A 14,405-nucleotide genomic window follows, 5' to 3' on the forward strand; every position below is an offset into this window, starting at 1 on the left:
AACGCACAATTGACCCCAGAACTTGCTGCGTTAGGGTTCGAGCAAACAGAGGGACGATATCATGAAACCATTGAGCCACGCGTTGATCGTTATCGATGTTCAAAATGACTTTTGCCCCAGCGGAGCGCTTGCTGTTGCGGGTGGAGACGAGATTGTCGCTCCGATCAACGCTCTGATGGACGATTTCGCTTGTGTGGTCCTGACCCAAGATTGGCATCCCGCCGGACATTCGTCTTTTGCCTCGTCCCATCCGGGCAAAGCTCCGATGAGCATGGTCGACATGCCCTATGGCGCTCAGGTTCTTTGGCCCGATCATTGTATCCAGATGACAAAAGGGGCCGAGTTCCATAGCGATCTGAGGACGGATGCGGATCTTATCCTGCGCAAAGGCTTCAATCCCGCGATCGACAGCTATTCAGCCTTTTTCGAGAACGACCGCAAAACGCCGACAGGGCTCGAAGGCTATCTTCGGACCCGAGGCATCGAGGCGCTGACGCTTGTCGGGCTCGCCACGGATTTTTGCGTTCACTACTCTGCCGTCGATGCGGCCAAGCTCGGATTCGACGTTACCGTTAGAACCGACCTATGCCGCGCCATCGACTTCGACGGCTCTCTTGCCGCTGCGGCTGACGCGATGACATCAGTCGGCGTGAACGTTGTTTAAGATCGGGAAAACAAATGTCTAAAGTCCGCATAGCAGTCATGGGCGCCGGTCTTATCGGGCGGCGACATGTGATGCATATCACTCAAAGCCAGTACGCAGAGATCGCCGCTGTGATTGATCCAAGTCCGGTAGGTGCCGTCGTCGCGCAAGAGTTCGGCGCGCCCTGCTATGCAAGTCTTGCCGAGATGCTTGCTGTGGATCGGCCTCATGGGGTTTTGGTCGCCACGCCAAACCAGCTTCATAAACTGAACGGGCTTGAGTGCATCGCGGCAGGTCTTCCCGCTCTTATCGAAAAGCCGCTTTGTGACAAACTCGAGGACGCGGCCGAACTCGTCGAGGCTGCCGAGGCCGCAGGCGTGCCGCTTTTGACGGGCCACCACCGCCGGCATAATCTTCTGATGCAAAAGGCAAAAGAAATGATCGAGCGTGGCGACATCGGGCGCCCACTGGTCGCCAATGCGATGTTCTGGATCAAAAAGCCGGATGATTATTTCGACGTGGATTGGCGACGCGAGAAGGGGGCGGGGCCGGTGTTTCTGAACCTTATCCATGATGTCGATAACCTTCGGTATCTCCTTGGCGAGGTGGCTGCGGTTACGGCCACCGAGTCAAACGCCGTGCGAGGGAACGCTGTCGAAGAAACTGCTGTGATCCTTCTTGAATTTGCGTCTGGTGCGCTTGCCACTGCTTCCGTTTGTGACGCGACTGTTTCGCCATGGAGCTGGGAGATGACGACAGGCGAAAACCCCGCCTATCCCAAAGCGGACGGCGAGCACTGCTATCTTATCGGGGGCACGGATGGATCGCTCGCCCTGCCGCAACTCGATCTGCGCCGCAACAACGGCCTGCAAAGCTGGTATGAACCCTTTGAACTCTCGCGTCCCGCGACCCCGAACGAAGACCCCCTTGCCCGTCAGATTACCCATTTCGCCAAGGTGATCCGCGGCGAGGAGGCTCCGCTTGTTTCGGGGCGCGATGGACTTGAAACCCTGCGAGTGATCGAGGCGGTGAAAACCTCTGCTGCCTCGGGTCAGCGGGTGCGGCTCGCTTGATCCGTCTCGCCTCACGTTCTTTATTGGCACCAAATCAAGGAGCCCAAGATGGTCGATCTCGCCACACGCGTCTATAACCACAAATGGAAGATCGATCCGATCATTCGGTCCCTGATCGACACCGACTTCTACAAGCTTTTGATGTGCCAATCGGTGTTCCGCAACAACCCCGACACCAAGGTGACCTTTAGCCTGATCAACCGCGCCAAACACATCCGTCTTGCCGACATGATCGACGAAGGCGAGCTGCGCGAACAGCTTGACCACGTGCGGTCGCTTTCGCTTTCGCGCGGAGAGTCCACTTGGCTGCGCGGCAACACCTTTTACGGCAAGCGCCAGATGTTCCGCTCCGATTTCATGGAGTGGTTCGAGAACCTGCGCCTTCCGCCCTATCACCTTGAAAAGCGCGACGGCCAATACGAACTCACCTTCGAGGGATCATGGCCCGAGGTCATGCTCTGGGAAATTCCCGCGCTTGCGATCCTGATGGAACTGCGCTCCCGTGCGGTGCTCAACCAGATGGGCAAATTCGAGCTTCAGGTGCTCTATGCCCGCGCCATGACCAAGCTTTGGGAAAAGGTCGAAAGCCTTCGGACGATCCCCGACTTGCGACTTGCAGACTTTGGCACGCGCCGCCGTCACGGGTTCTTGTGGCAGGACTGGTGCGTGCAGGCCCTCATCGAAGGGCTGGGCGACAAATTCATCGGCACCTCGAATTGCCGTATCGCGATGAAGCGCGACATCGAGGCGATCGGGACCAATGCGCATGAACTGCCCATGGTCTATGCCGCGCTGGCCAAGACGGACGAGGACCTGCGCCGCGCCCCCTATGACGTGCTGGCCGATTGGCACGAGGAGCACGACGGCAACCTGCGGATCATCTTGCCCGACACCTATGGGACCGAAGGCTTCCTCAGGAATGCGCCCGACTGGCTTGCAGGGTGGACGGGTATCCGCATCGATTCAGGCGATCCCGCGCGCGGTGCCGAAACCGCGATCCAGTGGTGGAAGGACAGGGGCGAGGACCCGACGCAAAAGCTCGTGATCTTTTCGGACGGGCTGGATGTGGCCAAAATCCACGAGCTCGCGGATCAGTTCCGAGGGCGGGTGCGGGCCTCCTTCGGTTGGGGCACGATGCTCACCAATGATTTCATCGGCCTGACAGCGGGCGACACCCTTGCCCCGTTCAGCCTCGTCTGCAAAGCCGTCAGCGCCGACGGCCACCCCACCGTCAAACTCAGCGACAACCCCTTGAAGGCCATGGGCCCCGAAGGGGAAGTTGCACGCTATAAGCGGGTGTTCGGGGTGGGGGAGCAGGAGACGCTGGAGGTTAGGGTTTAAAAACAAAGGCCCCGTACCCGGTACGAGGCCTTGCCAGCACTGACGAGAAGCTTGTTATCGCTGAGACGTCAGTGGCCCCTAGGGGTCTTAATGCGGATGTTCCCAGAGCCGCCACGACTTCATAAATATCGCTGCCAGCGACTTTGTCAACATTGTTAGGCCAAACCCAGCCCTTTGAGAACACAATTGTGAATCGATTTCATCGTATCGTCATCCAAGATCGAGGTTTGATAAACCCTTTTACCATGCTCGGCCCTACCAATTCGTAAAAGGTCCAATCGGTGCCAGCCAACTGCGCAAATCATATCGCCCTTTAACCAGCGTGGTTGATTTCCCCATCCCACAGGCAGCTCAAATGGAATATCGAGCGACATATGATACGGCATAACAGGGGTCGGCTCTGACAGACTTAAGGGCACAATTGTGCACAAACCCTGTCGTTGGCGGATCGGCGGAGAGACAATAACTGCTAACCTCTTTTTGACCATCTCAGGTGTCTTGAAGCCCGGATAAAAGTCAGCAGTAACAATTGTACCTTTCTTGGGTGCATAACTTAGTGGCAAACGAACGCTCTTCATACTCTAGGTGGATTCGGTTTTGTAGAAGTATCGGCTAACGGTAGTTGGCGCTAGTAGGTTTCAGATTTCCCCCTGAGCGCCTTAACCTCCCCCCTCATCTTCTTTTCTTCGAGCCGCCGCCGTACGGACCCCTTGGTCGGTTTGGTCGCGATGCGGCGTTTGGGGACGATGGTGGCTTTGCGGATCATCTCGGCGAGGCGCTGGCGGGCGATTTCGCGGTTCGAGGCCTGAGAGCGGGTGTCCTGCACAAAGATCACAATCGCCCCTTCGGTCGTCCATTTGGAGCCCGCAATGCGCTGGAGCCGCCGCTTGACGGGATCGGGGAGAGAGGGGCTTCGCGCGGCTTCGAAGCGCAGCTCGACCGCGGTCGAGACTTTGTTCACGTTCTGCCCACCCGGACCCGAGGCGCGCACGAATTGCTCGGTAAGCTCCCAATCCTGAAGGCTGATGTCATCGGTGCAATAAAGCATGGTGTAAGTCCGACATGGAAAAGGGCCGCCTCGGCGAGGAAGCGACCCTTCGAAAGTCCAGGAGGTGGGATCGGTTAGGTCTGACCCACCTGAGTTCGGAGTTGACTAAGGGCTGCCCTAGTCGATCGTCCCCCAAGCTGTCCCGACACCTTTCTCCAATACCTTTCTCGACACTGGATCACCTCCTTTCAATGGGTTTCGCCTAAGGAAAAGGTGGCACAGATTTCGTATTTGTCAAAACAAAATCCACCAGTGCTTGCGTGAAGTTTATGCGACGGCCTTTTTCGCCATGATCTGCCCAACGATTACGCGGAAGGGCACCAAAGCGATGAACGCAACGGCAAGTTTCACTCCGCCGTCGGCCAGAGCGAGGGTGACCCAGAGCGGGGCTTCGGGACCGACGTTGAGGAGCGGCACGGCTTCGAGCGCCCAAGAGACTTCGGCATCGGCGCTTTCACCGAGCGAGATGAAGCCCGAAAAAGCGATCGAGAAGAAGAGTGCCGTGTCGACAGCCGAAGAGAGCACGCTCGAGACCAGAGGGGCCTTCCACCAGCCTGCGTCGCGCAGACGGTTGAAGACGGCAACGTCGAGGAGCTGGGCCAGAAGGAAGGCGGTGAGCGATCCGATCGCAACGCGAAGCGCCACGGCGGGATAGGTGTAGCCGTCGCCCTGAAGTATGATCTGGCTGCCGATGAGAGAGCAGACGATGCCGACGATAAAGCCGACAAAGATCACGCGGCGGGCATCGGAGGCGCCATAGACGCGGTTGGTGATGTCGGTGACAAGGAACGCAAGCGGATAGGTGAAAGCGCCCCAGGTCAAAAGACCATCAAGGATGAGGAATTGAACGAGGATATTGGAGGCCACAACAATGAGGGCCATGGCGATTACGCCGGGAAGGATACGGGTCATGTCCGGTTTCCGTTTTTACAAGGGTGCGGTGACTTGGCCCTCAGACTGAGGACGCAGCTCTCTAGCCTTGAAAAACGGTTGCGTCAATCGTCCAGACGATACTCGACCACGCGGGTGGGGAGCCAGTCATACATATTGTTGTCCGAGATCATGGTCACGCGGAGCTTGCCTTGGTCGTCGCGCCAGAGGCTTATGCCTTCGAGATTATCGTGGCTGATGTTCAGGATCGTGCTGGAGGTCAGGTCAGGCGTGATTTTGCGGACGCGGGACCGAAAGAGGAGGCCCTGAAAGTCGCGCTCAAGGATGTAGAGCGCGCCGCGGTCATCGAAATCGGCGCCGACGGGGAGAAAGGGGAGAATGCGGTCGAGCTGGAATCGCACCGACCAGTTCCGTTCATCCCATCCGTAAACGGGAAACGGGGTGCTATGGCGACCCGAGCGTTCGGGGAGTGTGAATACCTCTCCCTTGGTGTTGATCGCGAGCGCTTCAAGGCTTGAGTTGTCCCCGTAATTTGCGAATTCTGCGGGGACGGAGAGTTGGGTCGGGGTCGCTGTGGGCGAGGCATAGTGCCAGACGCGCGCCGGACCTTCGAGGCTCAGGTAAAACCCGCCCTTACCGTCCACCGCCAGCCCTTCGGCGTCAAAGTTGCGGCCTGAGCTCGGTCGACCTTGCGGGTCCTTGAGCATGAAGGACTGTTCGATCGAAAGGTCGATCATGATCCCGTTTTCGCGCAAAACAGAGCCGATTGCGATCTGTCCCTTATCGGAAACGGTGATGAAGCGCGTGCCGTTATCGGTGATCTCGATTGCGGAAAAGCCGCCCGAACCTTTGCCGAAATTGGGCATGATGTTCGAAAGGAGCATGCCTTGGGCATGCCCGAGGTTCGCAAACGTGAGGGCAAATAACAGAGCAAGAGCGCGAAGCATGAATCAGTTGGCCGCCACTGCGCCGCATTGGTTTGGAAGCTCGGCCATCAGGAGCGGGCCGCGCGGCTCGGCGGTGCTCGGCTGTGCGGGGGGCGGGTTCAAGATGTTGTTGACCCAGACCTGCGCGTCCTCGCAACCGTCTCCTGCGGGCGGTGGGGCCTGATCTTCACAGTTCGCATCCCCTGCAGTGCAATTGAGGCGCACATGGAAGTGGTAGTGATGCCCGAACCAAGGCCGAACTTTGCGGAGCCAGCTGCGATCACCCGTCGCGTTCTTGCACATCTCGACCTTTGCCCCTGCAAAGACGAAAATCCGTGCGACGCGCGGGTCCTCTGCTGCGCGTTTGATGAGCGCTTCGTGTTCGGGGGTCCAAGAAGAGTTCACATAGGCGCCATTGGCCCTCTGCATCGAAATGGACGAAATGTTTTCACGCTCGGCCGCGCTCAGGTTGAGCCGCGCGGGCGGCAACATCCAAACGTCGATATCAAGGCCCGTCTGGTGGCTCGCGTGGCCCGTGAGCATCGGCCCACCGCGAGGTTGGCTCATGTCGCCGACATAGAGGCCGTCCCAACCCTTTAGGGTAGCAGCATAGCGGCTCAGGTCCTGGACAAACGCAACGGTTGTCGGCTGCGCCCAGTTGCGGTTGCGGCTGAGGCGCATGGCTTGCCATGTCGGTCCCGTTTCGGCCAGTTGCACCGCACCTGCCTGACAGCCTTTGGCGTAACCTCCGATTGACTCCGACTCCTGTGCCGAGGCGGTCGGAATATAGCCGAACACCGACTTGGCCACCCGCGTGTCGTTTGAGGACTGGGTCGAGACGCTTGACCTGCGCGGCGTGTCATCGTCGCTCTGGCAGGCGGCCAGACCGAGAAATAGGGCGATTACTGTGATGATGCGGACCATTGCGCTCGATCTCCGTCCTTGTTGACCCAGCGTAGCATTATGAGGCCGACCAAGAAAAGGCCGATAAGCGGAACAAAGCCGAGTTGGTTGTCGCCCGTCATACGTGTGGTGATCAGAATGAGCGCAGGCGCAAGAAAGGCGGTCGCTTTGCCCGTCAAGGCAAAGAGCCCGAAGGTTTCGGTCGCATGTGACACGTCCGTATGTCGCACGATCAGCGAGCGCGACGAGGCATAAAGGCCGCCCCCGCAACCGCCGATCACTGCGCCGCAAACGTAAAAGATCAGATCGGCCGTGCCGTAAGTTGCCCCGATGAGGCCCGCGAGCGCGGATTTGGTGGGCAAGCCGTCCGCAAGAGCGATGCCGAGGATGTCGTTCCGCTCCATTGTGATGATCACGATACAGACGCCGATCAAAAGGGTGATGACCACATAGATCACGGGCTTGGGTCCGAACTTCTTGTCACTCAAACCCGCGATCCAGGTGAAAATCGAGGCCGCAATCGCGCTGATGATCCCGAAAACGCCGACCTGATTGGTGGTCCAGTCGAGCACAAGCACGGCATAGACTCCGCCATAGGCATAAAGCGCGTTGAGGGCATCGCGATAGAACATGGACCCGACAAGGAGCGCGGTGAGGCTTGGCCTTTGCTTGAGACCTTTGATCGAGGCGAAAAGCTCGCGCAGGACGTCGCCGATTTGAGTGCTGCGTTTGATGGTGGCGGGATCGTCTTTCACCCAAGCGAAGAACGGGATCATAAAGACGATATACCAGACCGCGATCAGCGGACCGACAAAACGTGTGCCTTCGCGTTCGCTTGAATCGAGCCCCAAAAGCGGCTGCCCCCCAAAGAGCGTTTTGCCCCCGTCATCGGCAAAGAACAAAAGCATGATGATGAGCGATAGAACCCCGCCCCAATAGCCAAAGGCCGCGCCCGATCCAGAGATGCGCCCGATCTCTTTGTCGGTGCCCAGCGAGGGCAGAAAGGCGTTGATAAAGGACAACAAGATTTCCGAGGCGATGAACCCAGCAAAAAAGATGGTCAAAACAAGATAGAGACCCGTTCCATCGGGTTTGAGCCACCAGATCGCAGCCGATGCGATCACGAAGACAATGGAAAAGGCATAGATCCACGGAATCTTGCGTCCCGATGCATCGGCCCATGTTCCCAAAAGCGGCGCGGAAAGTGCAATGATGATGCCTGCAACCGTTTGGCCGAGCGACCAAAGCTCTTGCGAGTGTGCTTTGGCGGCGCTGCTGTCCGCCCCTTGGCTTAGAAAGAATTCGGTCGCCACCGCGGCGAAATAGGGGCCGAAAATGAAGGTGAGGCCAAGCGTGTAAAAAGGCTGCTGCGCCCAGTCAAAGACCATCCAGCCCCAAATTCTCTTGCGCGATACACTTGCCATTTTGCCCTCCCGATCCTTTGTGATCGGTATGACAGCAAGCAAGGTCGTCGCGCAAGAATTGGTTTAGTCCTGCATCGGCGGCCAAGGACGATTTGCCTCGGCTTCGATCCAGGTTTTGATCCAGTCGGGGAGTTCGGGCATCTTGCCTGTGATGCCCATTTCGGCGGCCACTTCGGACGACGGCACGATACCCGACTTGCTCGTCACTGCCGAACGGATGATCACGTGGTTGGCACATTCGCCGTTCTTGTGGAACATCGCCTGCTCAAGATAGCAGAACCTCTCGTCGAAGCCGATGCATCGGGACCGCATGGTCACTTTGTCGAAAGCGCGCACGCGGCGGCGATAGCGCACAGTCGACCCCGCGACGGTCAGCCCCCATCCGCGTCGCTTGAGTGCATCGAAAAGGCCCGTCCGACGACCAAGCGGAATGCGCCCCAGATCGAAAAGCGTGAGCGTGCGTCCGTTGTTCAATTCCATCCAGAAATCGATGTCCCACGGCATGCAGTAATGTTCGCTGATGTGGGTGTCCAAAAACCCCAGTTTGGGATCGTTGCGGTGCTTATGAAGCTGCCAGAAAAAACGGATAAAGGGATACATGGAAATTTCCTTTCGACCGCACTCGGATACGCGCCCAGACATCGAGGTCAAGTGAAACGTTGGGGCAGGGGATTGCACCAGAGGAAATCGGCCATTACTTGATTGGAAACTTCTAGGGACACGCCACGATGTATTCGATCTTTCAGATTTTGATGCTTCTTCTCAGCGTCGCGCGCTTTTTCGTCTTTGCGCATGTGATCATGAGCTGGCTCATCAACTTTCAAGTGCTCAACACCCGTCAGCCTCTTGTCGCGCAGATTTGGTATGGTTTGAACCGCGTGCTCGAGCCTGTCTATCGACCCATCCGCAATATGCTTCCCAATCTTGGCGGCGTGGACCTCTCGCCCATCGTGCTTTTGCTCGGTCTCGAGATCATCCGCATCGTTTTGGTCAACAACGTGGCGGCTTTCTACTGAGCCGCCTCTTGTTCATGGATTCTTAGTGTGAGACTGTCAGGGCAAAGAGCAGCCAACTAAACTGACAGGTCTCCCACGATGAGCGCTGATACGCTTCTTCGCGATGTATTCGGATTCGATGCCTTTCGGCCGGGTCAGCAGGAAATCGTCGAAGCCGTGATTGCGGGAAAGAACACGCTCGCCATTATGCCCACGGGCGGCGGCAAATCGCTCTGCTATCAGCTCCCTGCTTTGGTGCGTCCCGGTGTGACGGTGGTCATCTCGCCGCTTATCGCGTTGATGCGCGATCAGGTGCGCGGCCTACGTGAGGCGGGCGTCGAAGCGGGGGCTTTGACTTCGGGCAACACCCAAGAGGAAACAGACGCGGTTTGGGCCGGTCTCGAGGCGGGAACGCTCAAGCTGCTTTATATGGCGCCCGAACGGCTTGCCGCCGGTGGGGTGCCACAGCTTCTCACGCGGATCGGTGTCAATCTCATTGCGGTGGACGAGGCCCACTGTGTGAGCCAATGGGGCCATGATTTCCGTCCGGATTACCTCAGGATCGGGGAATTGCGCCGTGCGCTGGGCGCACCTCTTGCTGCCTTTACCGCCACTGCGGATGCCGAAACACAGGCCGAAATCGTTGAAAAGCTTTTCGACGGCAAAGCGCCCGAGACGTTCCTTCGCGGTTTTGATCGCCCGAACATCCATTTTTCATTCGCGGTCAAAGATAGCCCGCGCAAACAGATCCTCGGCTATGCCGCGGCACGCAAAGGCCAGAGCGGGATCGTCTATTGCGGAACCCGCGCCAAGACCGAAGGCATTTCCGCCGCCTTGAACGAAGCAGGTCATAGCGCGTGTTTTTATCACGGCGGGATGGAGGCCGAGGATCGGCGTAGCGTCGAAGCACGGTTCCAGAAGGAAGAGGGACTCATCGTTGTCGCCACAGTCGCCTTTGGTATGGGTATCGACAAGCCCGATATCCGTTGGGTTGCCCACGCCGATTTGCCGAAATCTATCGAGAGTTATTACCAAGAGGTCGGCCGCGCGGGCCGTGATGGCGCACCTGCCGAGGCGTTCACGCTCTTTGGCCCCGAAGATATCCGTTACCGCCGTCAGCAGATCGACGAGAGCCTTGCGCCACAGGATCGGAAAATGGCGGATCACGCACGGCTCAATGCACTTTTGGGTTTGGCCGAGGCTTTGGAGTGTCGCCGCAAAACGCTCCTTGGGTATTTCGGCGAAGAGGCCGTGCCTTGTGGGAACTGTGATCTTTGCGACAAGCCCGCCGAGATTTTCGATGCGACGACCCCAGTGCGCATGGCGCTTTCCGCAGCGCTTCGCACGGGCGAGAGCTTTGGCGCTGGTCATCTAATCGAAATCCTCCTTGGTGCAACCAACGACCGAATTCTGGAGCGCGGGCACGACAGTCTCCCGACGTTTGGTGTCGGCAAGGAATTCGACCGCAAACAATGGCAGGCGATCTTTCGTCAGATGATGGGGCACGATTTGCTCAGGCCCGATCCCGAGCGCCATGGCGGCTTGCGGATGACCGAACGGGCACGCCCGATTTTGCGTGGAGAAGAAAGCGTTCACCTGCGCCGTGATACGATCCGCGCGGCCAAGAACGGGAACGTCGTCCGCACCTTGGTGAGCGAAGAGGATGCGCCGCTTTTGTCGGCGCTCAAAGCCAAGCGACGTGCATTGGCCGAGGCCGCGGACGTCCCCGCCTATATCATCTTCACCGACAAAACCCTGATCGAGATGGCACAGGCGAGACCGAAAACCTTGGATGATTTTGCAAAGGTGGGCGGTGTCGGGTCAAAGAAGCTCGAGCGATACGGCAAAGACTTTCTCGAAGTCATCGCGGGCGATGTCGCAGAACTCCATCCTGCGCGCCGCAAACTTGCGGGGCGGGGAGAAGGGTCGCTTTATGACCGGCTGCTTGCGGTTCAAGCGGATTTGAGCCGTGGCGAGGATGGCTCGGGCAAGCCGATGTCCTGCACCGCCTCGATGCTCGCCAAGGTCGCACAGGTCAAGCCGCGCGATCTCGGGACTTTGGAGCGGCTCTTGGGCGCGCGTTATGCCGAGCGGTTCGGCCCCGCTTTTCTCGAAGTCCTCAAGGAGGCGTCCTGATCAGGCGAAATAGTCTGAGAGGATGCGGGTATAGATCGACTTGAGCTGCCCGATCTGTGCCACTTCGACCCGTTCGTCGACCGAGTGCATGGTTTTGCCAACGAGCCCGAATTCGACCACAGGGCAATGGTCTTTCATAAACCGCGCATCCGAAGTTCCGCCCGAGGTCGATAGCTCGGGGGTTCGTCCCAATTCGGCTTTGACCGCTTTGGCGACCAAGTCCGAGAGCTCGCCCGGCGGGGTGAGAAAACTTTCGCCCGAGACTTTGACGGAGAGAGCGATCTTGACGCCGAAGCTTTTTGCGACGTCATCGACCTCTGACTGGAGCCAGTCGATAAGCGATGCACCGCTATGAAGATCGTTAAAACGGATGTTCACAGTGGCGCGGGTTTGTGCAGGTATCACGTTTGTTGCAGGGTTGCCCGTATCCACGGTCACGATCGCAAGGGTAGAGGGATCGAAATGATCCGAGCCTTGGTCGAGCTCGTGCGAGGCAAGCCGATCCATCAATCGCATCAACGCGGGGATCGGATTGTTGGCGCGATGGGGATAGGCGGAATGGCCTTGCGTGCCCGTCACCGTGAAAAAGGCAGTGAGCGATCCGCGGCGTCCTACTTTCATCATTTCGCCCATCTCGTTGGGGCTTGTCGGTTCACCGACGAGGCAAACGCTCATTTGTTCGCCCGCTTCTTTCATATAGTCGAGAAGGGCGACTGTTCCGTCCGTCGCGTCCCCCTCTTCATCACCTGTGATCGAAATGGCTATGGCACCATCGGGTGGTGTTTGCTGCACAAAATCAATGGCTGCCGCTACGAATGCCGCGACACCCGATTTCATGTCGGTTGAACCGCGGCCATAGAGAAAGCCGTCTTTGATTTCTGCGCCAAAGGGATCGACGGTCCAAGCGGCAGCATCCCCGATCGGCACCACATCGGTGTGGCCGTTGAACCCGAAGGTGCGATTGGCGCCTTTTCGGCCCCAACGCGCATAAAGGTTCGATGTTCCGTTTCGGTCGACCCGCGTGCAGTCGAAGCCTGCCTCGGTGAGTAGCTCCTCGAGAAGCACAAGTGCTCCGCCCTCGTCGGGAGTGACAGAAGGACAACGGACAAGGCGTGCGGTGAGGTCGACAGGATCGATGGGCATGGTCATGGCGGGCTCCTTTGGATCACTGGCTAATCCCAGCGGGGGCGAAATTCAACGGTCGAGAGCATTTTCCTACTGTTCCCACAGGGACACAGTTTTCCACTTTGCGACGGACCTTTAAAAAACGTTTACCCCGAAAGGATAGTTAGTATATCCTATTTATAAATAAAATGCCGAGGCAGGCGCTGACCCAAAATGTGGTCGTGATTGAGCAGTCAGTCACAGTAATTAGAAAACGGGCAAAGATCCGTTCGGGACAGTGTGTGCACTCGGTCAAAAAGACTGAGGCAGTTAAATGGCGACAGGTGCTGAGCTTAACTACAATCGAGGTGCGTCTGCGACGCAGATGGCCGAAACCATTTTCGGCAACGACGTCCAGATTGTCGGGGCCACTTACTCGGGTGCGCGCAACAGTTCCGCCATTTATTCAGGCGGCGACACGATTTCACCTGATGCCACGCCCTCGGACACGGGTCTAATCCTTTCGACGGGTGACGTTCGCGATTTCACCCAGTCGAGCGGTGATCCGAACAGGAGCGCGAGCACCTCTTCGGATATGAACCCTTTCGGAACGGGTGGCGACGCGGACTTCAACGCGCTTGCAGGCACCCAGACCTATGACGCCGCGATCCTCGAAGTCGATTTCATTCCGACGACGAATTACCTTTCGATGCAATTCGTCTTTGCCTCGGAAGAATACCCCGAATACGTCAGTTCGATTTTCAACGATATCGTCGGCGTGTGGTCGAACGGTGTTTATGTCCCGCTTTCGGTGGGGAATGCCTCTATCGGCGGTATCAACCAGACGAACACAAGCAACCTCTATATCGACAACACAGGGGATGCCTATAACACCGAGATGGACGGTTTCACCGTCACGATGACGCTCGAAATCCCTGTGATTCCGGGTCAGGTGAACACGCTCAAGATCGGTATCGCCGATGTCGGCGACTCTGGCTACGACTCGAACCTTTTGATTGCCGCCAACTCGGTTCAGGGTGCGGTGCTCGTCAACGATGACGATTTCACCATTGCGCCGAACCAGACCAAGACGTTCGACGTTCTGGCCAACGACGTGAACCAGTCGGGCGGGTCGCTGACGATCACCCATATCAACGGTATCGCGGTCACCGCAGGCAGCACGGTCACGCTCAGCACGGGCCAAGTCCTCACGCTCAATGCCGACGGCACCATCACCGTGGTCAATGACGCCGATATCGAGGATTTCTCCTTTACCTATACCGGCAGCGGCACCACCGGAGGTTCGGGCAATACCCAAAGTGATACGGGTATCGTCACGATCACGTCGATCCCTTGTTTCGTGGCCGGAACATTGATCCGCACCCCAGAGGGCGATCGACCTGTGGAAAGTCTCAAGCCCGGTGATCTAGTGATGACCTATGACGACGGTCCCCAGCCTCTCCGCTGGATCGGTCGACGGGTGGTTCCCGCCGAGGGCAAACTCGCTCCGATCAAGATCCGCCGCGGAACCTTCGGCAAACACGGGACTTTGCTCGTTTCGCCCCAGCACCGCATCTTGGTCCGTGATGTTCTTGCTGAACTCATGTTCGCAGAGCGCGATGTCCTCGTAAAAGCGCGTGATCTGGTCAACGGCGGTTCCGTCAAGATCATGGAGGGCGGAGAAGTCGAATACATCCATCTTCTGTTCGACACCCATCAAGTGATCTTTTCCGAAGGGCTTGCGACCGAGAGCTTTTTGCCTGGTCCGCAGACCACATCGCTCTTTGAAAAAGAGATCGTGGAAGAAATCGTTTCGATCTTTCCTGAACTCGATCCCATGACGGGGGCGGGGTATGGCCCTTCTGCGCGTCTGACACTCAAGGAATACGAAGCGCGCACCCTTCTGGCAGTTGCGGCATAG

14 protein-coding genes are annotated in these 14,405 nt (G+C 57.8%); 6 read left to right on the forward strand and 8 right to left on the reverse strand.

Annotated elements, in window-relative coordinates; genetic code table 11:
- Positions 1-70: 70 nt before the first annotated feature.
- From pncA to pncB, 3 genes are read left to right on the forward strand one after another with little or no spacing between them, the layout of a single operon-like run.
- The gene (gene pncA / locus QQG91_RS00075) at positions 71-664 is read left to right on the forward strand and encodes a bifunctional nicotinamidase/pyrazinamidase (RefSeq protein ID WP_285772366.1); all 594 of its coding nucleotides are present in this window, start codon (positions 71-73) and stop codon (positions 662-664) included.
- Between the two features lie 14 nt (positions 665-678).
- Complete coding sequence (locus QQG91_RS00080; RefSeq protein WP_285770948.1) at positions 679-1,716, forward strand: Gfo/Idh/MocA family protein; 1,038 nt, start codon at positions 679-681, stop codon at positions 1,714-1,716.
- 48 nt (positions 1,717-1,764) lie between these two features.
- Positions 1,765-3,057, forward strand: coding sequence for a nicotinate phosphoribosyltransferase (gene pncB, locus QQG91_RS00085; protein ID WP_285770949.1), 1,293 nt, complete (start codon positions 1,765-1,767; stop codon positions 3,055-3,057).
- 155 nt (positions 3,058-3,212) lie between these two features.
- On the opposite strand, the gene QQG91_RS00090 is transcribed toward pncB, so the two are convergent.
- From QQG91_RS00090 to QQG91_RS00120, 7 genes are all read right to left on the reverse strand, one after another.
- Positions 3,213-3,635, reverse strand: a complete 423-nt coding sequence (locus QQG91_RS00090) for a type II toxin-antitoxin system PemK/MazF family toxin (RefSeq protein WP_285770950.1) — start codon at positions 3,633-3,635, stop codon at positions 3,213-3,215.
- Positions 3,636-3,685: 50 nt separating this feature from the next.
- A complete protein-coding gene (gene arfB / locus QQG91_RS00095) occupies positions 3,686-4,105 on the reverse strand; it encodes an alternative ribosome rescue aminoacyl-tRNA hydrolase ArfB (protein ID WP_285770951.1) in 420 nt (139 codons plus the stop codon).
- Between the two features lie 267 nt (positions 4,106-4,372).
- Complete coding sequence (locus QQG91_RS00100) at positions 4,373-5,017, reverse strand: queuosine precursor transporter (RefSeq protein WP_285770952.1); 645 nt, start codon at positions 5,015-5,017, stop codon at positions 4,373-4,375.
- 83 nt (positions 5,018-5,100) lie between these two features.
- Entirely contained in the window at positions 5,101-5,943 is an 843-nt protein-coding gene (locus tag QQG91_RS00105) for an esterase-like activity of phytase family protein (RefSeq protein ID WP_285770953.1), read from the reverse strand.
- A gap of 3 nt (positions 5,944-5,946) precedes the next feature.
- Positions 5,947-6,846: a penicillin-insensitive murein endopeptidase gene (gene mepA, locus QQG91_RS00110; RefSeq protein ID WP_285770954.1), complete on the reverse strand. Its 900-nt coding sequence runs from the start codon at positions 6,844-6,846 to the stop codon at positions 5,947-5,949.
- Entirely contained in the window at positions 6,825-8,249 is a 1,425-nt protein-coding gene (locus QQG91_RS00115; RefSeq protein ID WP_285770955.1) for an MFS transporter, read from the reverse strand. The genes mepA and QQG91_RS00115 overlap by 22 nt, the downstream gene beginning before the upstream one ends.
- Positions 8,250-8,312: 63 nt before the next feature.
- A complete protein-coding gene (locus QQG91_RS00120) occupies positions 8,313-8,849 on the reverse strand; it encodes an acyl-CoA thioesterase (protein ID WP_285770956.1) in 537 nt (178 codons plus the stop codon).
- A gap of 128 nt (positions 8,850-8,977) precedes the next feature.
- Between QQG91_RS00120 and QQG91_RS00125 the strand changes: the two genes are divergently transcribed.
- Both QQG91_RS00125 and recQ read left to right on the forward strand, forming a co-directional pair.
- A complete protein-coding gene (locus QQG91_RS00125) occupies positions 8,978-9,265 on the forward strand; it encodes a YggT family protein (protein WP_285770957.1) in 288 nt (95 codons plus the stop codon).
- A gap of 78 nt (positions 9,266-9,343) precedes the next feature.
- Positions 9,344-11,380 carry a DNA helicase RecQ gene (recQ, locus tag QQG91_RS00130; protein ID WP_285770958.1) on the forward strand — a complete coding sequence of 679 codons (2,037 nt, stop codon included), beginning with the start codon at positions 9,344-9,346 and terminating at the stop codon, positions 11,378-11,380.
- Here recQ and dapE read toward each other — a convergent pair whose 3' ends face one another.
- A complete protein-coding gene (dapE, locus tag QQG91_RS00135) occupies positions 11,381-12,523 on the reverse strand; it encodes a succinyl-diaminopimelate desuccinylase (protein WP_285772367.1) in 1,143 nt (380 codons plus the stop codon). It lies immediately after the preceding gene.
- A 295-nt stretch (positions 12,524-12,818) separates the two neighbouring features.
- Between dapE and QQG91_RS00140 the strand changes: the two genes are divergently transcribed.
- On the forward strand, positions 12,819-14,405 hold the full coding sequence (locus QQG91_RS00140) for a Hint domain-containing protein (RefSeq protein ID WP_285770959.1): 1,587 nt from the start codon (positions 12,819-12,821) through the stop codon (positions 14,403-14,405).

Origin of the sequence: Marivivens sp. LCG002, assembly GCF_030264275.1 — a bacterium.
Taxonomy (GTDB): domain Bacteria; phylum Pseudomonadota; class Alphaproteobacteria; order Rhodobacterales; family Rhodobacteraceae; genus Marivivens.